This window comes from Leucobacter sp. Ag1 (genome assembly GCF_000980875.1).
In the GTDB taxonomy this organism is placed as follows: domain Bacteria; phylum Actinomycetota; class Actinomycetes; order Actinomycetales; family Microbacteriaceae; genus Leucobacter; species Leucobacter iarius.
This window is the reverse complement of sequence record NZ_LAYO01000101.1, coordinates 39444-61913: the sequence shown is the minus strand read 5'-3', so window position 1 is coordinate 61913 and position 22470 is coordinate 39444. Positions and strand designations below refer to the sequence as shown.

Genomic DNA, 22470 nt, shown 5'->3' with positions numbered 1-22470 from the left:
CGCATGACCGCTCACGCCACCCGCGCAGACCTCTCCGTCGCGGAGCCCATCGCCGCCTTCGCCGAGGAATCCCTCGACCGGCACGGCATCGACCGCGCCGCGTTCTGGGCCGGGGTGAGCGGGCTCGTGCACGAGCTCGCCCCGCGCAACGCCGAACTGCTGCGGGCGCGCGACGACCTGCAGACCCGGATCGACGACTACCACCGGGCCGCTCCGGGCACCCCGGACCCGGCGGCCTACCGCGCGTTCCTCACCGAGATCGGCTACCTGCGCCCCGAACCCGCGTCGGTCGCCGCGAGCACCGCCGACGTCGCACCCGAGATCGCCCGGCTCGCCGGCCCCCAGCTCGTCGTGCCGATCCTGAACGCGCGCTTCGCGCTGAACGCGGCCAACGCCCGCTGGGGCTCCCTCTACGACGCGCTCTACGGTACCGACGCGATCCTGCGCGAGGGCGACCTCGCTCCGGGTTCCTCCTTCAACACGACGCGGGCCGCCGCCGTCATCGCCCGCGGTCGCGGACTCCTCGACACCGTCGCCCCGCTCGCCTCCGGATCCCACGCCGGTTCGACGGGGTACGCGGTGCGCGACGGCGCGCTCGCCGTGGCGTCCGCCGGCGGCGCGGCCGGCCTCGCGGACCCCGCTGCGTTCGTCGGCTACACGGGCGCACCGGAAGCGCCGGCATCGATCCTGCTCGCGCACCACGGCCTGCACGTCGAGATCTCGATCGACCGCTCCGGTCGCATCGGTTCCACCGACGCCGCCGGAGTGCAGGACATCGTGCTCGAGTCGGCGCTCACGACGATCATGGATCTCGAGGACTCGGTCGCCGCGGTCGACGCCGAGGACAAGGCGCTCGGCTACCGCAACTGGCGCGGCCTGATGGCCGGCACGCTCGTCGAACGCGTCGAGAAGGGCGGCGAGACCTTCGTCCGCTCGATGAACCCCGACCGCGTCTACACGGCGCCCGGCGGGGGCGAACTCTCGCTGCCCGGCCGCTCGGTGCTGTTCGTGCGCAACGTGGGCCACCTGATGACGGGCGACTCGATCCTGGACCGCGACGGCCGCGAAGTGCCCGAGGGGATCGTCGACGCGATCATGACCGCGCTCGGATCCCTCGACGACCTGCGCGGCGACCGCGCCAACTCGCGCACCGGCTCCGTCTACATCGTGAAGCCCAAGATGCACGGCCCCGACGAGGTCGCGTTCACCGTCGCCCTGTTCTCCCGGGTCGAGGAGCTGCTGGGGCTCCCGGAGCGCACCCTCAAGATCGGGATCATGGACGAGGAGCGCCGCACGTCCGCGAACCTCGCGGCCTGCATCGCCGAGGCGCAGGACCGCGTCGTCTTCATCAACACCGGCTTCCTCGATCGCACGGGCGACGAGATCCACACCTCCATGCACGCGGGGCCGTTCCTGCCGAAGGCCGCGGTGCGCACCCGCCCGTGGCTCCCCGCCTACGAGGCGCGCAACGTCGAGATCGGGGTCGCCTGCGGCCTGACCGGGCACGCCCAGATCGGCAAGGGCATGTGGGCGATGCCCGACCTCATGCACGACATGCTCGAGCAGAAGATCGGCCACGTGCGCGCGGGCGCCTCGACCGCCTGGGTGCCGTCGCCCACGGCCGGCACGCTGCACGCGATCCACTACCACCTCGCCGACGCCTTCGCCGAGCGGGCGGCGCTGCCACCGGCGGGTGCCCACAGCCTCGACCGGCTGCTCGACATCCCGCTCGCCGGCCCCGCGGATCTCGATCCCGAGACGGTGCGGACCGAGCTCGAGAACAACGCGCAGTCGATCCTCGGCTACGTGGTGCGCTGGATCGACCAGGGCATCGGCTGCTCGAAGGTGCCCGACATCCACGACGTCGCGCTCATGGAGGATCGCGCCACCCTGCGCATCTCGGCGCAGCTGCTCGCCAACTGGCTGCTGCACGGCGTCATCACCGAGGAGCAGGTGGACGCGGCGCTCGCATCGACCGCCGCGGTCGTGGATCGGCAGAACGCCGCCGATCCCGCCTACGAGGCGCTGCTCGGTGCAGACGGCGCGACCCCAGGCCTCGCGTTCACCGCGGCGCGGCGCCTGATCGTCGAGGGCGCGGCGCAGCCGAGCGGCTACACCGAGCCGCTGCTGCACGAGCTGCGCCGCGCGAAGAAGGCCGCGCAGGCCGCGCAGGCGGCGCCGGCCGCACCGGCCGCGCAGGCCTGACCGCTCAGTAGTGGTACGGGAAGGGCGACCAGTCGGGCTCGCGCTTCTCGAGGAACGAGTCGCGGCCCTCGACGGCCTCGTCGGTGCCGTAGGCGAGACGGGTGGTCTCCCCCGCGAACAGCTGCTGCCCGACGAGCCCGTCGTCGACCGCGTTGAAGGCGTACTTCAGCATGCGGATCGCGGTCGGCGACTTCCCGAGGATCTCGCGCGCCCACTCGATACCGGTGCGCTCGAGCTCGGCGTGCGGCACGACCGCGTTGACAGCGCCCATCTCGTAGGCGCGCTGCGCCGAGTACTCCCGGGCGAGGAAGAACACCTCGCGGGCGTTCTTCTGGCCGATCTGCCGCGCGAAGTAGGCGCTGCCGTAGCCCGCGTCGAACGATCCCACGTCGGCGTCGGTCTGCTTGAACCGCGCGTGCTCCTCGCTCGCGATCGAGAGATCGCAGATCACGTTCAGTGAGTGCCCGCCGCCCGCCGCCCAGCCGGGCACCAGAGCGATGACGACCTTCGGCATGAACCGGATGAGACGCTGCACCTCGAGGATGTGCAGGCGGCCGGCGCGCGCGAGGCCCTCGGAGCCCACGGTCGCTTCATCGTCCGAGTACTTGTAGCCGTCGCGACCGCGGATCCGCTGGTCGCCGCCCGAGCAGAACGCCCAGCCGCCGTCCTTCGGGCTCGGACCGTTGCCCGTGAGCAGCACGACGCCGACCCGCGGATTCACGCGGACCCGCTCGAGCGCGTCGTACAGCTCGTCGACGGTGTGCGGCCGGAAGGCGTTGCGCACCTCCGGGCGATCGAACGCGACGCGGGCGATCCGACCGTCGCGGCTCAGGTGCGCGGTGATGTCGGTGTAGCGCTCCGCGCCGGGCGCGAGCTCCCACTCGGCGGGATCGAAGATGTCGGAGACCGGGTTCGCTGCTGCGCCGGAGGCTGCGGGATCACTCATGGCTCAAGCCTACGCAGGCCGCTTGCGATTTGATTGCACTCCGATCGGATGCGCACCCGCGAGAATGGGGGGCATGGATCAGACCCCGCGCGTGCCCGTCGACGAGCTCCTCGCCAGCGCTCGCGTGGTCGCGATCCCGACCCGCACCCGGTTCCGGGGCATCTCGGTGCGCGAGGCCGTGCTGTTCGACGCGCCCATGGGTGCGAGCGAGTTCTCGCCCTTCGTCGAGTACGGCGACGCCGAGGCCGCACACTGGCTGCGCGCCGCCGTCGATTTCGGCTGGGGCGGCAGCCCGGCACCGCTGCGGGAGTCGATCGACGTCAATGCCACGGTTCCGGCGGTGTCCGCCGCCGAGGTGCCCGGGGTCCTCGCCCGCTTCCCCGGGTGCCGCACCGCGAAGGTCAAGGTGGCCGAGCGCGGCCAGTCCCTCGTCGACGACGTCGCGCGGGTGCGCGCCGTGCGCGAGGCGATGGGTTCCGACGCGCGCGTGCGCGTCGATGCCAACACGGGCTGGAGCATCGACGAAGCGGTCGCCGCGCTCACCGCGCTCGCCGCGCTCGACCTGGACTACGCGGAGCAGCCCTGCGTCACCGTTCCTGAGCTCGCCGAGGTTCGCCGCCGGCTCGCTGCGAACGGAACCCCGGTCCGCATCGCGGCCGACGAGAGCGTGCGCAAGGCCGAGGATCCGCTCGCGGTGGCCCGCGCCGGTGCTGCCGACCTGCTGATCGTGAAGGCGCAGCCGCTCGGCGGAATCGGTCGGGCGCTCGACATCGTGACCGAGGCCGGGCTGCCGGTGGTCGTGTCGAGCGCGCTCGACACCTCGGTCGGCATCTCGATGGGTCTGCACCTCGCCGCGGCGCTCCCCGACGGGATGCTCGCGGGCGCCTGCGGACTCGGCACGGTCGCGCTGCTCGACGGCGATGTGACCGCCGACCCGCTCCTCCCCGTCGACGGCGCGATCGCCGTCCGCCGCCCGGCGCTCGATGCGCTCGCGCTCGACCGTTTCCGCGCCACGACCGAGCGCGAGCGCTGGTGGCGGGATCGGATCGCCCGCTGCGCGGAGTTGCTCGGCTGAGCGACCGGCTCAGAGCGGGGTGCAGCTGGAGCCCAGGAGCAGGCCGAGCAGCACGATCTTGACTTCCGCCCTCGCCCAACCGGGCGATACCCAGTTGCTCCCCGCGGTCCCAGATACTCCGAGCGTGGCCGTGCTCCCGAGCAGGCTGGTCAGCAGGGAGGTGAGCAGGTCCACCGGGATCGTCGCGGTGTAGGTGTCCTGCGTCCCTGAGACGAGCGTCGGCGTGGCCGTGACGTTGCCGCTGGTCGGTGTCCCGTTCGCTCCAGCCACGATCCCGATACGGAAGGTCGCGGGCGGAGGCACGGTCGTCTTCCAAGTCAGCGTGATGCTGGCGACCGCACCGAGCAGGCCGTTCAGTGTGCACGTCAGGTTGGTCGGGTTCGGCACCGTCCCGGCCGTGATGGTCGCTTTCCCGTTCTCCTGATCCGTCCACGCCGCGGCAACGGGCTGGGGACGCAGCACCGCGGGAGTCCCGACCGCGAGCCCGGTGAGCATGCCGAGCGACAGGATCGCAGCGATCCCCCTGCTCCACCCCGGGTTTCGTCGGCGCATCACCGGACGCTCCCCTCGGTGGAGGCGGCATCGCCCGCCGTATCTCGAGCCCGGCGCCGCGCGAGCAGCGCGATCCCGAGGCCCACGGCTGCGGCGGCCGGCGCCGCCATCAGGCGCACGGGTTCCCAGCCGGTGCGGGCGAGCGGGCCCTCCCCGCCGATCCCGACCTGCTCGGTGTCTTCGCCCGCATCGGCGCGCAGCGTGAGACTGCCGCGCGCGAGCGCACCGGGATCGGCTCCGTTCGCCCCGCTTCCGGTCTGCGGATCCGCGGTGAGCGCGATCCGCAGGTGCGCCTCGAAGGGCGTGGCGACCGTGAGCACGCGCGAGAACCGCCCGTCGAGCAGTACGGGCCCGTCGGCCCGGAGCAGCTGCTCCCCTGCCCGGCATCCGGTCGAGGTCCAGGCCGCGGCGCAGGTCCGCACCTCGGCGTGCAGCCCGAGCGCTTGATCGCCCGCCCCGGCGAGCGAGATCGAGAGGGATCCGTCGCCGGGCGCCCGCGATGCGTCGGCGTCCACGTGCCAGTACACCGGACGATCACGACTCAGCTGCAGCACGTCGTCGGGCGCGAGGTCGGACCTCAGGTTCAGGATGTCGGAGGCGTTCGAGGGGGCGGCCGCAATCGGAACGGCCGCGACCGGAGCGGCGCCGGCCGGGGTCGGCGCCGAGAGGAGCAGCGGGCCGCCGGCCCCGAGCACCGCGGCGAGCGCCAGGGCGCCGCTCGCCACCGGAGCGGCGGATCGCTTCCCCGCCTTCCGCTCGCGGTACTCCCGCTCGCGCGGCCAGAACGCCCAGGTGACGAGGATCGCGGCGGCGACGGTGACCCCGCCCATGATCCACGGGCTGCCGAACCAGACGATCACCGTCGCCAGCCCCGGCACCGAACCGATCACGATCCGGGCGTGAGCGATCCGGTAGGGCTCGGGATCCTCGGTCTGGTTCGCGTCGCCCTTCAGGGTGATCACGCGCTCGCCCGGGTCACCGTCGGCGGGCGCGACCGAGGTGACGCGGTGGGTCACCGGGAGCTTGCCCGGTCGGTCGACCGTGAGCACGTCGCCGACCTTCGCCTCGGACGCCGGGATCTCGCGCACCAGCGCGACGGAACCCGTCGGGATCGTCGGCGACATCGATCCGGTCTTGAACATGATGAGCGAGTAGCCGCCCGTGAACGCGAGGATCACGAGCACGATGCACGCGGCGCCCCCGAGGGCGGCGACGGTGAGCAGCGTCTCGCGTACGACGCGTCCCGTCGTCCGCGCCGCCCGCCCCCAGCCCGCGCGTTCCTGAGTCATCGGTGCCCGCTCAGCTCGAGGTCCCCGTGAACGCCCAGGTCGGGGTCACGCTGCCGCCCTGCGCCGTGTTCGCCGCGTTCGTGGGGAGCGTGACCACGACGCAGTAGATCGCGACGAGGGCGGAGTTCGCACCGACGGTCGCCGGCGTGAGCCCGGTCGGCAACGTACTGACCTTGGTCACGAGGGAGCCGCCGGTCCAGCTCGGAACGCAGTCGCCCGTCGTCGCGACCGTGCCGATGCGCACCGTGAGCGCGTCGCCGAACGACTTGTTCGGGTCGACGGTCGGGTCGGCGGGCGTCGTCGCGAGCGTGACGCCGGTGAGGTTCACGGTGCCGGCTCCGCTGCCGGCCTTGGTGCGGATCTGGATCCAGGCCGCCTTACTCGTGCCCGGCATCATGCCGGTCGCCGCGAGCGGGAGCACCGCGGCGGCGGCCGGCGCCGTCGTGTCGGTCCAACTGCCGCCCGAGACCAGGGACTCCAGCGCGAAGGTGCCCGCTGTCAGGGTCGCCTTCGCGTTCTCCTGATCGGTCCAGGCGGCGAGCGTCGCGGTCGCGCCGATCCCCAGCACGAGTGCTCCGGCCAGGAGGGCACGGGCTCGGCGGAAGGTGAGGCCGCGTCGGCGCGCGACCAGATCGAGGCGGCGCGCTCGGCGCGACCGCCCCGACTCGTTCGGCGCAGGCGCAGTCACAGCAGTGCTCCGGGCCTACTGCGAAACGGCGTCCCACTGCCAGACGACGGCTCCGGTATCGCCCTGGGCGATGGTCGAGCCGGCCGTGACCTTGAGGCAGAGGTTCACCGTGTCGCCGGGAGACATGGTCGTCACCAGCGTGGTGCCGCCGGTGAACGCCCCGGCGTTGCACCCGAAGGTCGTCGTCTGCACTGCGGCGAAGGTCGCCTTGCCGTTGAGCGCTCCGGTCACCGCGGGAGCTGTAGGCGTGAGCGTCGCCGGCGAGGAGCCGGTGAGCTTCAGCGCGTAGGGCGCGTACACGACGTCGTTCGGGCTGAGCTTGTCGAAGCCCGTGGTGAAGGTCAGCGAGGCTGCGCCGCCCGAACTGGCGTGGTCGGCGAAGGTGGTGCCGTCGGTGGATCCCTGGAACACGAACGTTCCGGCCGTCAGGTTGGCCTTCGCGAACTCGGAATCGTTCCAGGATGCGAGCGTGACTGCGGCGCCCACGCCGAGCACGAGCCCGCCCGCGAGCAGTGCGCCGATCTTGCGCCGCTTCGCGGCTCGGCGTTGTACGTCAATGGATTCGGTCTGACTGGAAACGGTCATTGTTTTCCCCCATGCAACCCCGGGAGCACCGTTGCCACCCGGATTTAGTTGAACGTTACAGTAACGGCCATCCGGTTACAAGCCCGAAGCTACCCCTTCAGGTCGGAAAAGTCACCCTCGCGCCACTCGCCCGCGGGTCGCTCACCCGCCGCGTGCGCGGCCTCCTCCCGCTGCCGCAGCTCGACCCGGCGGATCTTGCCCGACGTCGTCTTGGGCAGCTCGAAGAACTCGACGCGCCGCACTCGCATGTAGGGCGGCAGCGCGACCCGCGCGTGCGCCAGGATCTCGCGCGCCGTGTCCGCGTTCTCGCCCCAACCGGCGGCAAGCGCGACGTAGGCCTTGGTCACGTTCAGCCGGGTGTCGTCGGGCGCCCCGACGACCGCAGCCTCGGCCACCGCCGCGTGCTCCAGCAGCGCGCTCTCGACCTCGAACGGCGAGACCTTGAAGTCGCTGGACTTGAAGATGTCGTCGGTGCGGCCGACGAAGGTCAGCATCCCGTCGGCATCGCGCTGAGCGACGTCGCCCGTGTGGAACAGGCCCCCGCTCGTCGCCTTCGCTGTCGCCCCATCGTTGCCGAAGTAGCCCGGCATGAGGTTCGTGGGTCGCGGCTCCATCGGCAGGCAGATCTCGCCCTCATCGCCGCGCTCGCCCGTCGCGGGGTTCACGAGCACCACGTCGACCCCGGGCAGAGGCCGCCCCATCGCGCCGGGCACCACGGCCTCGCCCGGCATGGTGCCGATCAGCGCGGTGGTCTCGGTCTGACCGTAGCCGTCGCGGATCTCGAGCCCCCACCATTCGCGGATCCGGGCGATCACCTCGGGGTTCAGCGGCTCCCCCGCCGAGACCAGCTCGCGCAGCGCACGGGGCTTCCGCTCGAGCTTCTGCTGGATCAGCATGCGCCACACCGTCGGAGGCGCGCAGAACGAGGTGACACCGGCCCGGTCGAGCTCGGCGACGAGACGCACCGGCTCGAAGCGCGCGTAGTTCGCGACGAAGATGGTGGCGCCGACGTGCCACGGCCCGAAGAAGCTCGACCAGGCGTGCTTCGCCCATCCCGGTGCGCTGATCACCAGGTGCACGTCGCCCGGCCGTACGCCGATCCACGACATGGTGGTGAGGTGGCCCAGCGGGTAGCTCGTGTGCGTGTGCACCACGATCTTCGGCAGGCTCGTCGTGCCGCTCGTGAAGTAGAGCAGGGCGGGATCGTCGCTCGCGGTGGTCTTCGCCACGGGTGCGTCGGAGCCGGCGCGCGACTCCTCGAAGCGCAGCCAGTCGTAGAGGGCGGCGCGCTGATCCTGGCTGCCCGCATCGAAGCCCACGCCCACACCGCGGTAGTCGCCCGGCACCCCGGCGAACTTGACCGCGTCCTCCGGCCCGGCGAAGACGAAGCGCACGCGACCGCGCTCGACCCGGTCCGCGAGCTCGTGCGCGCTCAGCACCACCGAGGTCGGCAGGATCACGACGCCGACCTTCATGGCGGCGAGCATGAGCTCCCAGAGCTCGACCCGGTTGCCGAGCATGAGCATGGCCACGTCGCCCGGGCGCGCGCCGATGCGCAGCAGCCAGTTCGCGACCTGATCGCTGCGGCGCCGCAGTTCGGCGAAGCTCAGCGCCTGCTCGGTCCCGTCCTCCTCGGCGATCCGCAGCGCGGTCGTCTCATTGCCCTCGGCGATCCGATCGAACACGTCGTGGGCCCAGTTGAACGACGGGCCGACGTCGGGCCACCGGAACTCGGCGCGGGCCCGCGCCGGATCCCCCGCCAGGTCGAGCAGCTGATCGCGTGCGGCGAAGAAGGCGGCGGTGGCGTCGTTCTCGGTCATAGCGGCTATATCTGCCGCGCGACCCCGCGTCGTGCAGCATGCGCGCCCGTCTCGCGGGTCGCGGGAGGGGCGCCTCAGCCGCGGAACACCGTGTGCAGGTGCTCGTCGCCGACGACCGCCCGACCGCCGAGCTCGTCGATCTCGAACAGCACCGCGGTGCCGACCACCTCGTAGCCGACGCGCGCGAGCAGGCGGCGCCCGGCCGCCAGCGTGCCGCCCGTGGCCAGCACGTCGTCGACGAGCAGCACGCGGGTACCGCGCGGCAGGTCGTCGTGCACCTCGATCGTGGCCGTGCCGTATTCGAGCGCGAAGTCCTCCGACGCCGCCGGCCGCGGCAGCTTGCCCGCCTTGCGCACCGGCACGAAGCCGACGCCCTCGACCGCGGCGGCGGCCGTACCGAGGATGAAGCCGCGAGCTTCGACCCCGGCGACCACATCGAACTGGCCGCGGAACGGCTCCACGAGCGCCGCGGCGGTCGCGTGCAGCGCCGGCCCGTCGGCCAGCAGGGGCGCGATATCGCGGAAGACGATGCCCGGCTTCGGGAAGTCGAGGACGTCGCGGATCAGGGACTCGGCACGCTGCAGATCGGCCGGAAGTTCGGTAGACACGGAGCAAGCGTAACCGCTGCCGGGGGGCGGGGCGCAGCGCGCGGGTTCGGGCGGCTCACCCCAGGCGCCTTCGCGGGGCCGTTCGCAGCGCCACCGCACCGAACACGCCCGGGATCCCCGGCCCGATTTCACATTCCCCCGGACTTCGGGTAATGTTTTCCGGGTTGAGAGATCAACAGTGCGCCCCTAGCTCAGCTGGATAGAGCATCTGACTACGGATCAGAAGGTCGGGGGTTCGAATCCCTCGGGGCGCGCAGGTTATCCCCTCGGGGTCCGCAAGATGATGCGGATCCCGGGGGGATTTTTTCGTTTCCGGGCGCGACGGCGAATCGTGCCGGACAGCACGCAGACAGCATGGCGCGGATCAGGCGGCGAGGCGGAGCCACTCCTCGCGGTGGAACGACACCTTCATGATCACCTCGTCGAGGCGGTCGGGCCAGAGGTGCGAGTAGGTGTCGAGCGTCTCCGAGGCGTTGCGGTGGCCGAGCATCGTCTGCACGACCTTCACGTCGGCGCCGGCCGCGATCGCGGTGCTCGCGGCGGTGTGGCGGAGCTGGTGGATCGTGAGGCCGAGTTCGGGGTCGTCGAGGCCGGTCGCGGCGAGCGCGGGCCGCCAGACGCGGTTGTACCAGTTCTTGTGGTCGAGGGCGCGGTCGCCGCGGTTCGATCGGAAGAGCCAGGACGTCGGGTGCTGGTGCGCCATGAGGGGTTCGAGTTCGGCGAGCACGAAGTCGTGCAGCGGGAGGGCGCGCCGCTCCCATGTCTTCGGCGGGCCGATGATGCGGCGGCCGTCGCGGTCCTTCGTCCAGGTGCGCAGAACGTCGGCGCGGTGGTCGTCGATGCGAATGTCGCGGACCTGGAACGCGAAGCCTTCGTTGACGCGGGGGCCGCCGTAGGCGAGGAGGTAGATCGCGGCGCGGTCGCGCTGGTGGCCGGTGATCTCCTTCGCGGCGTCGGCGAGCGCTTCGACTTCGCCGTGGGTGAGGATCGCGAGCCGCTCGGACGGGGTCGGGCGGGGCAGCTCGACACGGCGCAGCGGGTCGCGCGGGATCCATCCCTCGTCGTGGGCGTAGCGCAGCGCGCCGCCGAAGGTACGGGCGACGACGTGGCGCACGGTGCGCGGCGCGAGCGGACCCTTCACCCGGGCGCGACCGCGGCCGGTGTACTCGCGGGGCGCGGTGCCGGCGATGAGCGCGGTCACCCACTCGTCGACGCGCTGCCGAGTGATCGCGTTGATCGGCACGTCGGCCCACTGCGGCAGGATGTGCACGGCGAGCTCGTTCTCGTACCGGTTGAGGGTGCGGGGCTTCGGACGTCGCTTGGATCCGAGCCAGGTCTCGGCGAGCTGCCCGAAGCGCTGCTCGGCGAGCTCGGGCGGCGCGTAGCGGCCGGCGCGGAGGTTGTCCTCGAGTTCGGCGCGGTAGCGCTCGGCTTCGGGTTTCGTGGCGAAGAGGCGGCCTCGCTCGCGCCCGCCGTGTTCGTACCATCCGACGCGCCACCGCTGGCCCTGCATGAAGCGGGCGGTGCGGAAGTGGTCGGGGAGGCTGCGGAGGCTCTTGAGCTCGGCGGCGGTGGGCGCGATCCGCACCTTGCTGCCGTCGGGCATGAGCGCGTGGGCGTCTTTCACCCAGAGGTCGGTGATCCAGGCTCTCGCCATGATCGGGGTCCTTTCCGGTTTTCGGGTATGCGGCAGCCTGCCCTCGGTGTCGAGGGTGGTGCGGCGTGGTCTAGCTGGCGAGCCTGCAGAGCGACCGGCGTACCGGGATCGCGAGGCTGTGGCGCGTTTCGAGTGCGTCTTCGTCGCCGTCGTCGATGTACTCGCCGAAGATGTTCCGTGGCGCTGAGAGCATGAGACGCTCGAGGTGGTGCTTCTGGAAGAGCTCGACGATGTGGCGCGTGGTGCCGAGCTTCTGTGCGATCGCGAGCGGGTGGGGATCTTCGAGCTCGGCGTCGCGGTATTCGTGGAAGTCGACGCGGATCCGCGAGGCGTAGATCCATGCGCGCTCCTCGGCCTCGGGCGTGCTGCATCGGTCGCCGTTCACGAAGTGCCCGAGTTCGTGCGCGCCGGAGTCGGCGGCCTGGTCCTCGTCGAGCTTGTCGCTGATCGCGATCATCCATTCGTCGGCCATGAAGACGGCGCGGGTCGGGGGTTCGAGGTCCGCGAACCCGAGGGCGAGGCCGTGCCTGCGCGCCTCGTTGATCACTCTTTGCATGTTGCCTCCTAGGGCAGTTCCTGTTTCGCTTCCTGCTCTTCCTCGAACCCGCCGCGTTCGTCTGCCGCGAGGGCGACGCCGGATTGCCGGAGGGCTGCGACGTCGATCTTCCCGAAGTGGGGAAGCTGATCATGCACCGAGCCGCCGACATTCTCGGGCAGCTCCTCAAGCTCGTGGGCACGTGCGCGGCGCGCGAGCTCGATCATCAGGGTTCGCCCAGTCCATCCGCCGCCGACGAGCATCGCGAGCGCGTCGACGTCTTCGGTATCGAGCGCGCGCTTCCCGTTGACTCGCTCTGAGACGTATGCGGTCGATCGGCCGAGCTTCTTCGCGACGGTCTGCCCATCGAGGCCGGCGGCCACCATGAAGCCCTTGTACTCCTTCGCGAAGGCGGTCGTGAAGTCGCTCAACTCGGTGTATCTAGACATGTGCATCAGCTTTGCATATGCGCTACTTGCAAGTCAACTGCGAATTCAGCTTGACCGGTGCAATACGCATATGCAACGCTTCACTTATGCAAACCAACGACAGCTCCCAGGACGGCGTGATCCTCTCGATCGAACTCCTCCGAATCGCCCGCGGCATGACCCGGAAGGACCTCGCCGAGAAGCTCGGCAAGGACCAGTTTTGGATCGGCCACCGCATGAACAACCGCGTGATGTTCAAGTTCCACGAGATCGAAGCGATCGCCGCGGCCTTCGGCCTGACCATCGAGCAGTTCCTCGCAGTGCCCGACGCGATCCCGCAGCCGATGCAGGCGGTGGCGTCGTGACCGCCAGGTTGCTCGCGCTCGTCGAGGCCCCGGCCGCGCATCCGGCGCCCGCCGCCGAGGTCGAGACCATCGACACCCCGGATCCGGCCGTCGAGCCGCAGTGCCCGGCCGGATGGGAGGACGAGTGGGCGGCGCTGCCCGTGCTCGCCTCCCCCGAGGACCTCGCCGAGTTCTTCGGCGTCGAGATCAGCACCCTCACCGACTGGCGCTACCACGAGAAGGGCCCGAAGCCGATGAAGCTCGGCGGCCGCCTCGTCCGATACCGCCGGCACCGCGTCATCGAGTGGCTGGTAGCCGCCGACGCCACCGCGAGCGCGAAGGCGTAGCGCCACCGCTCCCCCACCTTCTCTCCCTGGTCGATCTGACCAGAGGTGCCTTTCGTGCACCCGAAATCGGGTCCGTTGCCGTCGAAAGCGGCGGATCCACTCACATAGCTCACCCCGGAATCCGATGCCACCAAGGCCCGGTCAGGAGGGGTTGAGCGCCGAATAGCAGGTCCCTGGCCGTATCGCCCCGTGGTGGGGGCGTCTGGTCTGCCGTGAAGCGGCGAAGGGACCGGACCTGTTGGCTCCGCGATTGCGGGGAACCGAAGGCGTCGGGGTGATGACGCGTGGCTGCTCGTGGTGGGGCGGAACCGGCACGGGGTGAAGTGCAGCCCGTGCGTGCGCTCACAGATCGGCGTGCGGGCACGAGACAGACCGCTCTCACGGAAGGACTCGAGGATGCATGTTCCCGATCAAGCTCACGCGGCGCCGGCTGGCGCTGCTCAATCTCATCTGGTGGCTGCTGTGCCTGGCCGCTTGGGTCTCAGCCGTCTTGGCGGTGGCGCTCATGCTGCGGGGTGTTTGGGAGTCGCTCCCGGGGTGGGTGCACGGCGTGCTCGCCGCTCCGCTGCTCGCCGCCGGTATCTGCGTCGCGGTGGCTGGCTACTCGACATGGTCCGAGCCGTCTGTGCCGCGGTGACGCGATGACGCACGAGCGCGCCGGGGCCCCGAGGCTGCCCTACGTGGTCGGGCTCGACCTCTCGCTCACCTCGACGGGCGTCGCGGTGGTCGGGCTCGAGACCGGCCACGTGCACCTCGAGCTCGTGAAGTCGGGCCCCACATCCCGCACGTTGCTCGCGGCGGTCGCCCGGTTGCAGGTCATGCGGGACCGGATCGTGCATCACCTCCCGCCGCGGCCGGCGCTCGTCGTGCTCGAAGCGCCCTCGCTCGGGTCTCAGCACGGCAAGGCGCACGAACGCGCCGGGCTCTGGTGGCTCGTCGCCGACCACCTCACGAAGGCGGGCTACACCGTGGCGCAGGCCTACCCCCGGACGCGTGCGAAGTACGCCGCCGGACATCGCCCGGTCGCTGACACCCGCAAGGGGCCTCAGAAGAAGGAGGTGCTCGCCGCGTCGCGCGCCGAGTTCCCCTACCTCGAGCTCCGAAGCCATGACCTCGCGGACGCGCTCTCTCTCGCCCGCATGGGCGCCCGGTTCCTGGGCGCCCCCATCGACCCCTCGACCCCACAGCGGGACGAGGCCGTGGCCGCCGTCCGGTGGCCCGCAATCCCGGAAGGAATGAACCAATGACCCTGAAGCTCACGAACAAGCGCCCCGACGAGGAACTCGACGGCCTCCAGGCCCTCGAGGATCGGTTCACGAAGGGCAACCCGGACGACGTGGTCGTTGTCGCTGTGGTCTCGCGGCACGCGATCACGAAGACGGATCCGTCGGATCAGTGGCAGGCGACGGCACGCTTCAAGCACATCGAGCCGGTGACCGGTGACGATGAGGTCGCGGTGCGCCGGATCCTGTCGGAGCGGTACGCAAAGCGCACCGGCAACCAGCCGCTCCCGATCCCCGAGCCCGAGCTCGACGTCGAGGGCGGTGACGACGAGTGACCCTCACCGACACCGAGCACCAGGTGCTCGTCGACCTCGAAGCACGCGCAGGCGCATCCGACCAGGACCGCGAGGCGTGGCTCGCCGAGCGCCGCCAGGGCGTGACCGCGACCGAGATCCGCGACGTGATGCTCGCCGGGTCCCGGGAGCAGGCGATCCGCGACCTCGTGAAGAAGAAGCAGGAGGGCGACCCGTTCACCGGGAACGCCTACACCGAATGGGGCCGGTTCCGGGAGCCGATCATCGCGGCGAAGCTCGCTGGGGTGGGCATGCGGCCCGAGTCGCGCGTCTTCCACGCCGCGCAGAACTCGCGGCACCTCGCCTCCCCTGACGGCCTCGCGATTGACTTCGACGGCGACCTCACGCTGCACGAGATCAAGACCACGGGGAAGCCGCTCACGAAGGGCTCCGAGACGCTCGCGCTGAAGGGCTACGAGTGGCAGATGGACTGGTGCTGCTACGTGCTCGGCGCCACCGGCTGCTGGCTCGACTGGGAGATGCGGTTCGGCCGGCCCAGCAGCTTCTCCGCAGGCCCGCTCGAACGCGAGTGGTTCCCCCGGAACGACGAGCGCATCGCCGAGATGATCGCCGTCGCCGACGAGATCCTCGCAGCGATGGACGACGAGCCCGCCCCGATCAACGAGGAAGTCGACACCCACGCGGTGAACTACCTCCGCGCAATCGAGGAGGAGAAGGCGTGGGCGGCCCTCAAGAAGGAGTCCTACGACGCGCTGCTCGACCTCGGTATCTCGCAGGAGTCGGCGCTCGCCCGCGTGACGATCACGCCCGGGAAGCCGGCCACCGAGTTCAAGGAGGAGGTCGTCGACCTTGACGCCGCGGCTGCCGCGCATCCGAAGGAGACCGCGCAGCTCGAGCGGGCGAAGGCCCGCGTCGTGAAGCTGCAAGCCGCCTGGGACGCGCTCGCCGACGACCACAAGAAGACCGTGCTGACGAAGAGCAGCGCGACGCGGGGCCGGGCAACGGTCACCGCGGTGAAGCCAAAGGAGAAGACCGAATGAGCACGGCCATGGTCGCACTGCCCCAGAGCAGCGACCCGAACACCTGGACTCCCGAGGAGAGCGCCCTCGTCGAGGCGTCCGGCCTCGTGCACGTCGACGCCCAGACCAACAACCGGACCCTCGCCGAGCGGCCCGTCGTCGCGGCGTTCTTGCAGCATTGCCGGCGCACCGGCCTGGATCCGATCGCCCGCCAGATTTACTCGATCGCGAGGAAGTCGAAGGGGCAGCTCCGTTGGCAGATCCAGATCAGCATCGACGGGGCCAGACTCGTCGCCGAGCGCTCGGGCGAGTACGAGGGCCAGACAACGCCCGAGTTCACCGCGGACGGCACGACCTGGACTCAGGTCTGGCTCTCCTCGGACCCGCCGAAGGCCGCCCGGGTCGGCGTGTACCGCCGCGGGTTCCGGGAGCCGCTCTACGCGGTGGCGCTCTGGGACGCCTACGTGCAGACCCGAGACGAGTGGGTGAACCGGCAGAAGACCGGCCGTGTCATCGTCTCCGAGATGTGGGTCAAGATGGGCCCGCTGATGCTCGCGAAGTGCGCGGAAATGCTCGCTCTGCGCAAGGCGTTCCCGCAGGATCTCTCGGGCCTCTACTCGAGCGAGGAAATGGCGCAGGCCGACAACGGGCGTGGCCCGGCGGCGAGCGCGTCGAGTCCGGCTCCGCGACCGGCCGCCGTCGAAGAGGCTGTCGAGGCGGAGGTCGTTGATGAGCCGTCGGTCGATGTGGAGGCGTGGGCGCTGAAGGTCGTCTCGGCAGACACGGTCGATGCGTTGCGCGAGGTGTGGAACATCGCCGAGCAGGAGGGCGTGCTCGGCGCTCCGATGGACGGCGTCGGAACCACGCTCGCCGACACGATCCGTCGCCGGAAGGCCCGCCTCACGCGCCCCGCGGCCGAGGAGACGGCCGGTGACTGAGACCGATCGGCCGCATACCGCGGCGGAGGTCGAGGGGTGGGTGGCTCAGATGCGGAAGGAGATCAGCATCCAGCCGCCCACCCCAGGCGAGATCCGCACGCCGGACCAGATCGTCGAGCAGCTCGAGCGCGTGGACTCGGTCGCGGCGAACGCGCTGTGGATCGTGAAGGAGGCCGACATGGTGCGCAGCGCCGCGTCGGCCTCCCTGCTCCGGGCCCGCGCCACCGCGCAGGCCACGGCAGAGGGGAAGAACGCGGAGGCCCGCGCCGCCGCGGTGGATCTCTCGACCGCAGACGAGCGCGCCGCTGAGGCCGACGCGCAGATCGCCTACCGGTACGCGAAGGGTCTCGCTGACCTGGTCGACAGCCGGAAGAGCAGCTTGCAGACGCAGGCGAAGTTGGTGCTCGCGACCTACCAGATCGCGACCACGTCGAGGAGGACCTGATGACGAAGATCGCTGTCGACGACATCGTGCGCGTCGATGACGAGCCCCGCGCATGGCGGGTGACCGCTCGGGATCGCGAGGCCGGGACGCTCGTGCTCGAGTCGCTCACGGCGTACCCACGGCAGACCTGGCGCGGCGTCGACGAGCGCCGCGTGACGCCGTCGTCGGTGTACGGGTGAGCAACCGGCGTACCGGCCGGATGCCGCCCGCCACGGTCGAGGCGCTCGAGGAGCGCTCGGGCGGGATGTGCGAGGCCGGATGCGGGCGGCGCGCGCAGGACATCCACCATCGTCGGTTCCTCTCGCGGGGCGGGCGACACAACCTCGCAAACCTGCTCGCCCTGTGCGGGTCAGGGAATCACACCGGCTGTCACGGAATCGCGCACCGCGGGCACGCGCCCGCGGGATGGGCGATCTCACGGCACGAGCGCCGCGGTGAGGCCGACGTCCCGTTCGTCGATCTCGCGGGCCGCTCGTGGTGGCTCGACGATGCCGGGCAGAAGACACAAGGCAGGAAGGAGAGCCCATGAGCATCAAGGCGATGAACTGGGCATGGTCAGTCGACCGACTCCGCCCGGTCGAGCGGCTGGTGCTGCTCGCCCTCGCGGACTACGCCGATGAGGAGGCCTCGTGCTTCCCCTCTCAGGATGCAATCGCCGAGCGGTCGTGCTGCTCGGATCGGACGGTTCGCCGCGTGCTCGAGACCTTCGAGGGCGCCGGAATCGTGAAGCGGTCCAGGCGGTACGTCGGCGGCGAGCGCACGTCCGATCGGTACGTGCTCGCGGTGGGTCACCGGACAGATTTTCCGGTAGAGGGTTACCGGACAAAATCGGCCACCTCACCGGACAAAAACGATGAGGTCACCGGACACCCGTGTCCAGGTAACCACCAGAACCACCAGAACCACCAAGTACCCCCTGTAGTCCCCCACGAGCAGAGCGGAGCCGAGGCAGAATCTCTCGGCTTCGATGACTGGTGGGCTGCCTACCCGCTGAAGAAGGACAAGGGCACCGCGCGACGGGCCTTCGCCCGTGCGACGAAGAAGGTCTCGGTTGAGGTGCTCGTCGCGGCGGCGAGGGCATACCGGGAGGACCCGAACCGCGAGCAGGCGTTCACGAAGTATCCCGCGTCGTGGCTCAACGCTGAGGCGTGGGAGAACGGTCCGCTCCCGGCGCGCTCCGGTGGACAGCAGGGCACGGCGGCCGAGCGCATGGCGCGCGAGCTCACCGCCGGAGCGCAGGCGACCGATTGGGGGCGTCGTGAGCTCTCCCAGTGATCCGCTGACGCATGCGCAGCGTGCCGCCATGGGGGCCACGGACGGCGATCAGGCCCGCGCCGGGCAGGCGATCACCCAGGCCGTTCCCAACGCGTCAGATCGCCGTCCCCGGATAACGGAGCCGAGCCATGCTCTCGCGCTCCTCACCTGGGCGGCGGGGTTCGACGGGCGGGAGCGTGGCCGGTTCGAGGCCGATGCATGGTTCGCGGCGCTCGAGGGCGTCGTGATCGAGGACGCGAGGGCCGCGATCACTGAGCACTACCGGCGCTCGCGCTACCCGGTCATGCCGGCCGACGTCGTCGATCACATCGAGGGAGGAGAGCAGTGAACGAGATCCAGTACGACTCCGCGACCGAGGGGTTCCTGATCGGTGCGATCTTCGCCGAGCCGTCCCGGATCTGGGAGGCGCGGCAGGTCGTGCGCGAGTCCGACTTCGCGGTCCCCCGCAACGCGTCCCTCTGGGCGACGATGTGCGAGGTCGCGGACCGAGGGCACGCGGTGACGCCGATCTCGGTGAACGACCGGCTCGTCGCCGCCGGCCGCACGCACGAGGTCGACGCGACGTACGCACACGAGCTCAACGGGCTCGGCGCGTACGGCTACCAGGTCCCGCAGTATGCGGAGATCGTGCGGCGCCACGGCGAACGGCGCCGGCTCGCGGAGGCCGCGATCGGGATCCAGGCGCTCGCCGCCGCGGGTGACAGCGAGGGCGACATCGTCGAGAAGGCCTCTGCGCTGCTCGACGAGCTGCGGGGCGGGACGCTTCGGCAGTCCCGCCCCATCGGGTCCGTGTTCGACGAGGTCCGCGAGGAGATGCGCTCGCAGACGCCGTTCACGCCGACGCCGTGGCCGTCGCTCAACGCGATGATCGGCGGCGTCCGGCCCGGCGCGCTCTACACGGTCGCCGCGCGGTCGGGCGGCGGCAAGTCGATCTTCGGCTTGCAGCTCGCCCTCCACCTCGCCGAGGTCGGAAAGCGCGTCGGGTACGTGTCGCTCGAGATGACCGAGAAGGATCTGCTGAAGCGGCTCGCGTCGATGATGAAGGGCATCCACCAGTCGGCGTTGCAGTACCACCAGCTCTCGGAGGACGGGTGGGCGTCGTTCGACGAGGCGGAGGCCGCGATCAAGAGCCTCCCGCTCGAGGTGTACGACCGGCCCGGCGCCCGCTGGGAGGACGCCGTCGGGTTCGCCCGCGCCCTGCACCGCAAGGGCGACCTCGGGCTGATCGTCATCGACTACCTCGGCCTGGTGAAGTCCCCGCCCGGGTCGCGGTCGCGGCAGCAGGACCTCGAGGACTGGGCGAACGCCGGGAAGCAGCTCGCGAAAGAGCTCGGCTGCTCGGTGCTCATCCTCGAGCAGCTCAACCGAGACAGCGTCGGCCGCCCGAACCCGCGCCCGCTCATCTCGGACCTGCGCGGCTCGGCGGGCCTCGAGCACGCCTCCGACGCGGTGGTGCTCATGCACCGCGTCAGCAAGAAGATCCAGGGCAAGACCGTCGAGACGAGCGACATCGAGTTCATCGTCGCGAAGAACCGGCAGGGCGACAAGGCCAGCCGGACCCTGCGATTCCAGGGCGAGTACGCCCGCATCGTTCAGAAAGACATCGAGTCCACGGCTCTCATCGAGCCGGGAGAGGTATAGATCATGGCCGGAGAGCCGCTCATCACCGTTGTTGGAAACCTCGTCGCGGATCCCGAAGCCCGGGTCTCGCAGGCGGGCAAGTCGTGGGTCTCGTTCCGCATCGCGTCGACACCCAGAGTTCGCGATCGCCAGTCGGGTGACTGGTCGGACGGCGAGCCGCTGTTCCTTGGCTGCCGAGCGTTCGGCGAGTACGCGGACAACATCGCCGCGTCCCTCACGAAGGGGACGCGCGTGATCGTGCAGGGCCGCCTCACGCAGCACACGTACGAGAAGGACGGGCAGCAGCGCACCTCCCTCGACCTCGAGGTGGAGGAGGTCGGGCCGACGCTGCGCTGGTCGACCGCGTCGATCACCCGCGCCGGAGCCGGGCCCGCCGGCGGCGGCTACGCCCGCACCGGCAACGGCACCCAGCCCGCTTATGGGCAGACCCAGGGCGGCGGCTTCGGCCAGCCCCAGGGGCAGAGCGACTGGACCCAGCCGACCGGCGGGTTCGACGACGAGCAGCCCTTCTAGGAGGCGAACACCATGGCAATCCAGGAACTCCTCACCGTCGAAGTCGCGGCCGTGACCATCGACGACGACTACCGCGTGGAGCTCGCCCAGACCCGCAAGGTCTGGTCATACTCCCCGCAGCAGGCCCGGGACCTCGCGAACGAACTCATCAACGCCGCCGCGACCGCCGAGGCCAGCCTCGAGCAGATGATCGACGACCGCCGCGACCGCATGGAGGCCGCGACCATCCGCACCGACCTCGGCGAGGTGGTCTTTTGAGCCGCCGCCAGGTGCGCTGCATCCAGGGCAGGTGCACCGAGATCGCGCGCGCCCGAGGCATGTGCTGGTCGCACTACTCGAAAGCACGCAGGGAGGGCACCCTCCCACCCATCACCCCGAAGGCGGCGCCAATCCAGGCGCCGCCTTCCCCGTCTCTCGGGGAGACCAAGCACCGGCCGAAGCAGCCGTGCGACCGCTGCGGCATCGACATGCCAGAAGGCGAACGCATCCTGCAGCTCTGCCGCGACTGCCTCTCCGTCGTCCCAAGATCGGAGCGACTCGCATGGGCATCATGACTCCCGCATTCGAGCACGGCCCCGTGACCCTGTACCGCGGCGACTGCCGCGAAGTCATGGCCGGCCTGCCCGACAACTCGGTCGACGCGATCGTCACGGACCCGCCCTACGAGCTCGGCTTCATGGGCAAGGGCTGGGACTCGTCCGGGATCGCGTACGACCCCGAGGTGTGGGCGCAGGCGTTCCGGGTGTTGAAACCGGGCGGGCACGCGCTCGTGTTCGGCGGCACCCGCACCTGGCATCGAGTCGCGGTCGCGATCGAGGACGCCGGGCTCGAGATCCGAGACAACATCGCGTGGCTGTACGGGCAGGGGTTCCCGAAGTCGATGAACGTCGCGAAGGCGATCGCTGGACTCGAAAGTGGGCACGGCTCCAACTCCGGTGCGATCCGCCGGGCGACGATGGGCGACGCCTACCGCCCCTCGGGCGTGCAGGGGAACCGCGACGGTGCTGGGCGACGCGACACGGGCCTGAACGAGCACGTACTCGAGCTCTCCGAGACCGCGCAGCAGTGGGAAGGCTGGGGCACAGCGCTCAAGCCTGCCTTCGAGCCGGTCGTGGTCGCCCGGAAGCCGCTCGAGGGGACGGTGGCGGCGAACGTGCTCGCCTATGGCACCGGCGCCCTGAACATCGACGCCGGCCGCATCGGTTCAGAAAGCACGATCCGCCTCCGTACTAGCCAGGACTTCGGGATCCTGAATGACGACGGCTGGACCCCGACGGCTGGACAGAATGGCAGCGAGGCGGGCCGCTTCCCGGCGAATGTGATCTTCGACGAGTCGCAGGCGGCCGAGCTCGACCGGCAGACGGGCACCCTGCATTCGGGCCAGATGAGGGCGGGTACGCGGCGGCAGTCGCCCGGCAGCCCTGTCTATGGACGTCAGCAGGATCTCGCGACCTCGGGCGACACCTACGGCGACTCGGGCGGTGGGTCGCGGTTCTTCTACGTCTCGAAGGCCGGACGGGACGAGCGCCCCGTGGTCGACGGCCACCAGCACGCGACCGTGAAGCCTCTGACCCTGATGCGGTACCTCGTGACGCTCGTGACCCCGCCCGGCGGGACCGTGCTCGAACCGTTCGCGGGATCCGGGACCACGCTCGAGGCCGCGGTCGTCGAGGGGTTCAACGCGATCGGGATCGAGCTCGACGAGGACGGCACCCACATTCCCTTGATCGAGAAGCGGCTCGGGAAGCCGCACCAGCAGACCTTGTTCGGAGCGCTGCTGTGACCGCTCGCCGCACGCTCGCTGTTCGGCTGCTGCTCGTCGTGCTCGTGCTCGCCTGCCTCGTGCTCGCGTACGTCGCGGGCGCGCTGCTGGCCTCGCGCACCGTCGACCGGGTCGAGATCGTCCCGGCGCCCGGCCGCGCGACCCCGGCCGTCACGACGGCCCCGTACCGCGGCGGCTGGGAGATCCAGACGCCGCCCCAACCCCTGTACGTCGGCGCGACCGTCGACGCCTGAACGAAGG

At 70.7% G+C, this 22470-nt stretch carries 29 protein-coding genes and 1 tRNA gene; 20 read left to right on the top strand and 10 right to left on the bottom strand.

The features are described from left to right. Positions 1–3: 3 nt before the first annotated feature. Positions 4–2205: a malate synthase G gene (locus XM48_RS10795; RefSeq protein WP_046455817.1), complete on the top strand. Its 2202-nt coding sequence runs from the start codon at positions 4–6 to the stop codon at positions 2203–2205. Between the two features lie 4 nt (positions 2206–2209). Here XM48_RS10795 and XM48_RS10790 read toward each other — a convergent pair whose 3' ends face one another. Further along, positions 2210–3151, bottom strand: coding sequence for a 1,4-dihydroxy-2-naphthoyl-CoA synthase (locus tag XM48_RS10790; RefSeq protein WP_046455816.1), 942 nt, complete (start codon positions 3149–3151; stop codon positions 2210–2212). 73 nt (positions 3152–3224) lie between these two features. Between XM48_RS10790 and XM48_RS10785 the strand changes: the two genes are divergently transcribed. Continuing rightward, entirely contained in the window at positions 3225–4226 is a 1002-nt protein-coding gene (locus XM48_RS10785) for an o-succinylbenzoate synthase (RefSeq protein ID WP_046455815.1), read from the top strand. A 9-nt stretch (positions 4227–4235) separates the two neighbouring features. Here XM48_RS10785 and XM48_RS10780 read toward each other — a convergent pair whose 3' ends face one another. The 6 genes from XM48_RS10780 to XM48_RS10755 all read right to left on the bottom strand — a co-directional run bounded on the left by XM48_RS10780 (position 4236) and on the right by XM48_RS10755 (position 9768). Then, complete coding sequence (locus XM48_RS10780; protein ID WP_156175035.1) at positions 4236–4781, bottom strand: hypothetical protein; 546 nt, start codon at positions 4779–4781, stop codon at positions 4236–4238. Beyond that, positions 4778–6067: a signal peptidase I gene (locus tag XM48_RS17960; protein ID WP_156175034.1), complete on the bottom strand. Its 1290-nt coding sequence runs from the start codon at positions 6065–6067 to the stop codon at positions 4778–4780. The genes XM48_RS10780 and XM48_RS17960 overlap by 4 nt, the downstream gene beginning before the upstream one ends. 10 nt (positions 6068–6077) lie before the next feature. Next, entirely contained in the window at positions 6078–6755 is a 678-nt protein-coding gene (locus XM48_RS10770; RefSeq protein WP_052961451.1) for a SipW-dependent-type signal peptide-containing protein, read from the bottom strand. Between the two features lie 15 nt (positions 6756–6770). Next, the gene (locus tag XM48_RS10765) at positions 6771–7340 is read right to left on the bottom strand and encodes a SipW-dependent-type signal peptide-containing protein (protein WP_046455813.1); all 570 of its coding nucleotides are present in this window, start codon (positions 7338–7340) and stop codon (positions 6771–6773) included. An 89-nt stretch (positions 7341–7429) separates the two neighbouring features. Then, positions 7430–9160: an AMP-binding protein gene (locus XM48_RS10760; protein ID WP_046455812.1), complete on the bottom strand. Its 1731-nt coding sequence runs from the start codon at positions 9158–9160 to the stop codon at positions 7430–7432. Between the two features lie 74 nt (positions 9161–9234). Continuing rightward, positions 9235–9768 (bottom strand): adenine phosphoribosyltransferase, encoded by a 534-nt coding sequence (locus XM48_RS10755; protein WP_046455811.1) that lies wholly within the window; start codon positions 9766–9768, stop codon positions 9235–9237. A 180-nt stretch (positions 9769–9948) separates the two neighbouring features. On the opposite strand from XM48_RS10755, the gene XM48_RS10750 reads away from it, so the two are divergent. Further along, positions 9949–10022: transfer RNA gene (locus XM48_RS10750), tRNA-Arg, on the top strand. 110 nt (positions 10023–10132) lie between these two features. Here XM48_RS10750 and XM48_RS10745 read toward each other — a convergent pair. The 3 genes from XM48_RS10745 to XM48_RS10735 all read right to left on the bottom strand — a co-directional run bounded on the left by XM48_RS10745 (position 10133) and on the right by XM48_RS10735 (position 12391). Continuing rightward, entirely contained in the window at positions 10133–11425 is a 1293-nt protein-coding gene (locus XM48_RS10745; protein ID WP_046455810.1) for a tyrosine-type recombinase/integrase, read from the bottom strand. Positions 11426–11495: 70 nt separating this feature from the next. Next, positions 11496–11981, bottom strand: a complete 486-nt coding sequence (locus XM48_RS10740; protein ID WP_156175033.1) for a hypothetical protein — start codon at positions 11979–11981, stop codon at positions 11496–11498. 8 nt (positions 11982–11989) lie between these two features. Then, positions 11990–12391: a hypothetical protein gene (locus XM48_RS10735; RefSeq protein ID WP_046455808.1), complete on the bottom strand. Its 402-nt coding sequence runs from the start codon at positions 12389–12391 to the stop codon at positions 11990–11992. A 104-nt stretch (positions 12392–12495) separates the two neighbouring features. On the opposite strand from XM48_RS10735, the gene XM48_RS10730 reads away from it, so the two are divergent. The 17 genes from XM48_RS10730 (at position 12496) to XM48_RS10650 (ending at position 22463) form a co-directional block, all read left to right on the top strand. Continuing rightward, complete coding sequence (locus XM48_RS10730; protein ID WP_046455807.1) at positions 12496–12753, top strand: helix-turn-helix domain-containing protein; 258 nt, start codon at positions 12496–12498, stop codon at positions 12751–12753. Next, positions 12750–13079 carry an AlpA family transcriptional regulator gene (locus XM48_RS18320; protein WP_197074195.1) on the top strand — a complete coding sequence of 110 codons (330 nt, stop codon included), beginning with the start codon at positions 12750–12752 and terminating at the stop codon, positions 13077–13079. The genes XM48_RS10730 and XM48_RS18320 overlap by 4 nt, the downstream gene beginning before the upstream one ends. A gap of 400 nt (positions 13080–13479) precedes the next feature. Next, entirely contained in the window at positions 13480–13716 is a 237-nt protein-coding gene (locus XM48_RS10720; RefSeq protein ID WP_046455805.1) for a hypothetical protein, read from the top strand. Positions 13717–13720: 4 nt separating this feature from the next. Further along, positions 13721–14326, top strand: a complete 606-nt coding sequence (locus XM48_RS10715) for a hypothetical protein (RefSeq protein ID WP_046455804.1) — start codon at positions 13721–13723, stop codon at positions 14324–14326. Then, positions 14323–14637, top strand: coding sequence for a hypothetical protein (locus tag XM48_RS10710; RefSeq protein ID WP_046455803.1), 315 nt, complete (start codon positions 14323–14325; stop codon positions 14635–14637). Before XM48_RS10715 ends, XM48_RS10710 begins: the two co-directional genes overlap by 4 nt. After that, positions 14634–15656: a YqaJ viral recombinase family protein gene (locus tag XM48_RS17025; protein ID WP_052961450.1), complete on the top strand. Its 1023-nt coding sequence runs from the start codon at positions 14634–14636 to the stop codon at positions 15654–15656. Before XM48_RS10710 ends, XM48_RS17025 begins: the two co-directional genes overlap by 4 nt. Beyond that, complete coding sequence (gene bet / locus XM48_RS17020; protein ID WP_052961449.1) at positions 15653–16573, top strand: phage recombination protein Bet; 921 nt, start codon at positions 15653–15655, stop codon at positions 16571–16573. The genes XM48_RS17025 and bet overlap by 4 nt, the downstream gene beginning before the upstream one ends. After that, on the top strand, positions 16566–17018 hold the full coding sequence (locus tag XM48_RS10695; protein ID WP_046455802.1) for a hypothetical protein: 453 nt from the start codon (positions 16566–16568) through the stop codon (positions 17016–17018). Before bet ends, XM48_RS10695 begins: the two co-directional genes overlap by 8 nt. Next, positions 17018–17197, top strand: a complete 180-nt coding sequence (locus tag XM48_RS10690; RefSeq protein ID WP_046455801.1) for a hypothetical protein — start codon at positions 17018–17020, stop codon at positions 17195–17197. The genes XM48_RS10695 and XM48_RS10690 overlap by 1 nt, the downstream gene beginning before the upstream one ends. Beyond that, complete coding sequence (locus tag XM48_RS18315) at positions 17194–17547, top strand: HNH endonuclease (protein ID WP_052961448.1); 354 nt, start codon at positions 17194–17196, stop codon at positions 17545–17547. The genes XM48_RS10690 and XM48_RS18315 overlap by 4 nt, the downstream gene beginning before the upstream one ends. Further along, positions 17544–18293, top strand: a complete 750-nt coding sequence (locus XM48_RS17010; RefSeq protein WP_052961447.1) for a helix-turn-helix domain-containing protein — start codon at positions 17544–17546, stop codon at positions 18291–18293. Before XM48_RS18315 ends, XM48_RS17010 begins: the two co-directional genes overlap by 4 nt. A gap of 28 nt (positions 18294–18321) precedes the next feature. After that, positions 18322–18621, top strand: a complete 300-nt coding sequence (locus XM48_RS10675) for a hypothetical protein (RefSeq protein ID WP_046455800.1) — start codon at positions 18322–18324, stop codon at positions 18619–18621. Continuing rightward, complete coding sequence (locus tag XM48_RS10670) at positions 18618–19934, top strand: replicative DNA helicase (protein ID WP_046455799.1); 1317 nt, start codon at positions 18618–18620, stop codon at positions 19932–19934. The genes XM48_RS10675 and XM48_RS10670 overlap by 4 nt, the downstream gene beginning before the upstream one ends. A 3-nt stretch (positions 19935–19937) precedes the next feature. Next, entirely contained in the window at positions 19938–20447 is a 510-nt protein-coding gene (ssb, locus tag XM48_RS10665; protein ID WP_046455798.1) for a single-stranded DNA-binding protein, read from the top strand. A 12-nt stretch (positions 20448–20459) separates the two neighbouring features. Continuing rightward, the gene (locus XM48_RS10660) at positions 20460–20705 is read left to right on the top strand and encodes a hypothetical protein (RefSeq protein ID WP_046455797.1); all 246 of its coding nucleotides are present in this window, start codon (positions 20460–20462) and stop codon (positions 20703–20705) included. A 292-nt stretch (positions 20706–20997) separates the two neighbouring features. Continuing rightward, positions 20998–22230 carry a DNA methyltransferase gene (locus XM48_RS10655; RefSeq protein WP_052961453.1) on the top strand — a complete coding sequence of 411 codons (1233 nt, stop codon included), beginning with the start codon at positions 20998–21000 and terminating at the stop codon, positions 22228–22230. Continuing rightward, on the top strand, positions 22227–22463 hold the full coding sequence (locus XM48_RS10650; RefSeq protein ID WP_046455796.1) for a hypothetical protein: 237 nt from the start codon (positions 22227–22229) through the stop codon (positions 22461–22463). The genes XM48_RS10655 and XM48_RS10650 overlap by 4 nt, the downstream gene beginning before the upstream one ends. The last annotated feature ends 7 nt before the right edge of the window (positions 22464–22470 follow it).

Excerpts from the sequence above, each read along its gene's own strand:
- XM48_RS10795 (WP_046455817.1), top strand. The coding sequence starts at position 4 with ATGACCGCTCACGCCACCCGCGCAGACCTCTCCGTCGCGGAGCCCATC.
- XM48_RS10790 (WP_046455816.1), bottom strand. The coding sequence starts at position 3,151 with ATGAGTGATCCCGCAGCCTCCGGCGCAGCAGCGAACCCGGTCTCCGAC.
- XM48_RS10785 (WP_046455815.1), top strand. The coding sequence starts at position 3,225 with ATGGATCAGACCCCGCGCGTGCCCGTCGACGAGCTCCTCGCCAGCGCT.
- XM48_RS17960 (WP_156175034.1), bottom strand. The coding sequence starts at position 6,067 with ATGACTCAGGAACGCGCGGGCTGGGGGCGGGCGGCGCGGACGACGGGA.
- XM48_RS10765 (WP_046455813.1), bottom strand. The coding sequence starts at position 7,340 with ATGACCGTTTCCAGTCAGACCGAATCCATTGACGTACAACGCCGAGCC.
- XM48_RS10760 (WP_046455812.1), bottom strand. The coding sequence starts at position 9,160 with ATGACCGAGAACGACGCCACCGCCGCCTTCTTCGCCGCACGCGATCAG.
- XM48_RS10745 (WP_046455810.1), bottom strand. The coding sequence starts at position 11,425 with ATGGCGAGAGCCTGGATCACCGACCTCTGGGTGAAAGACGCCCACGCG.
- XM48_RS10740 (WP_156175033.1), bottom strand. The coding sequence starts at position 11,981 with ATGCAAAGAGTGATCAACGAGGCGCGCAGGCACGGCCTCGCCCTCGGG.
- XM48_RS10730 (WP_046455807.1), top strand. The coding sequence starts at position 12,496 with ATGCAAACCAACGACAGCTCCCAGGACGGCGTGATCCTCTCGATCGAA.
- XM48_RS10720 (WP_046455805.1), top strand. The coding sequence starts at position 13,480 with ATGTTCCCGATCAAGCTCACGCGGCGCCGGCTGGCGCTGCTCAATCTC.
- XM48_RS10715 (WP_046455804.1), top strand. The coding sequence starts at position 13,721 with ATGACGCACGAGCGCGCCGGGGCCCCGAGGCTGCCCTACGTGGTCGGG.
- XM48_RS10710 (WP_046455803.1), top strand. The coding sequence starts at position 14,323 with ATGACCCTGAAGCTCACGAACAAGCGCCCCGACGAGGAACTCGACGGC.
- bet (WP_052961449.1), top strand. The coding sequence starts at position 15,653 with ATGAGCACGGCCATGGTCGCACTGCCCCAGAGCAGCGACCCGAACACC.
- XM48_RS10690 (WP_046455801.1), top strand. The coding sequence starts at position 17,018 with ATGACGAAGATCGCTGTCGACGACATCGTGCGCGTCGATGACGAGCCC.
- XM48_RS17010 (WP_052961447.1), top strand. The coding sequence starts at position 17,544 with ATGAGCATCAAGGCGATGAACTGGGCATGGTCAGTCGACCGACTCCGC.
- XM48_RS10675 (WP_046455800.1), top strand. The coding sequence starts at position 18,322 with ATGGGGGCCACGGACGGCGATCAGGCCCGCGCCGGGCAGGCGATCACC.
- ssb (WP_046455798.1), top strand. The coding sequence starts at position 19,938 with ATGGCCGGAGAGCCGCTCATCACCGTTGTTGGAAACCTCGTCGCGGAT.
- XM48_RS10660 (WP_046455797.1), top strand. The coding sequence starts at position 20,460 with ATGGCAATCCAGGAACTCCTCACCGTCGAAGTCGCGGCCGTGACCATC.
- XM48_RS10655 (WP_052961453.1), top strand. The coding sequence starts at position 20,998 with ATGACTCCCGCATTCGAGCACGGCCCCGTGACCCTGTACCGCGGCGAC.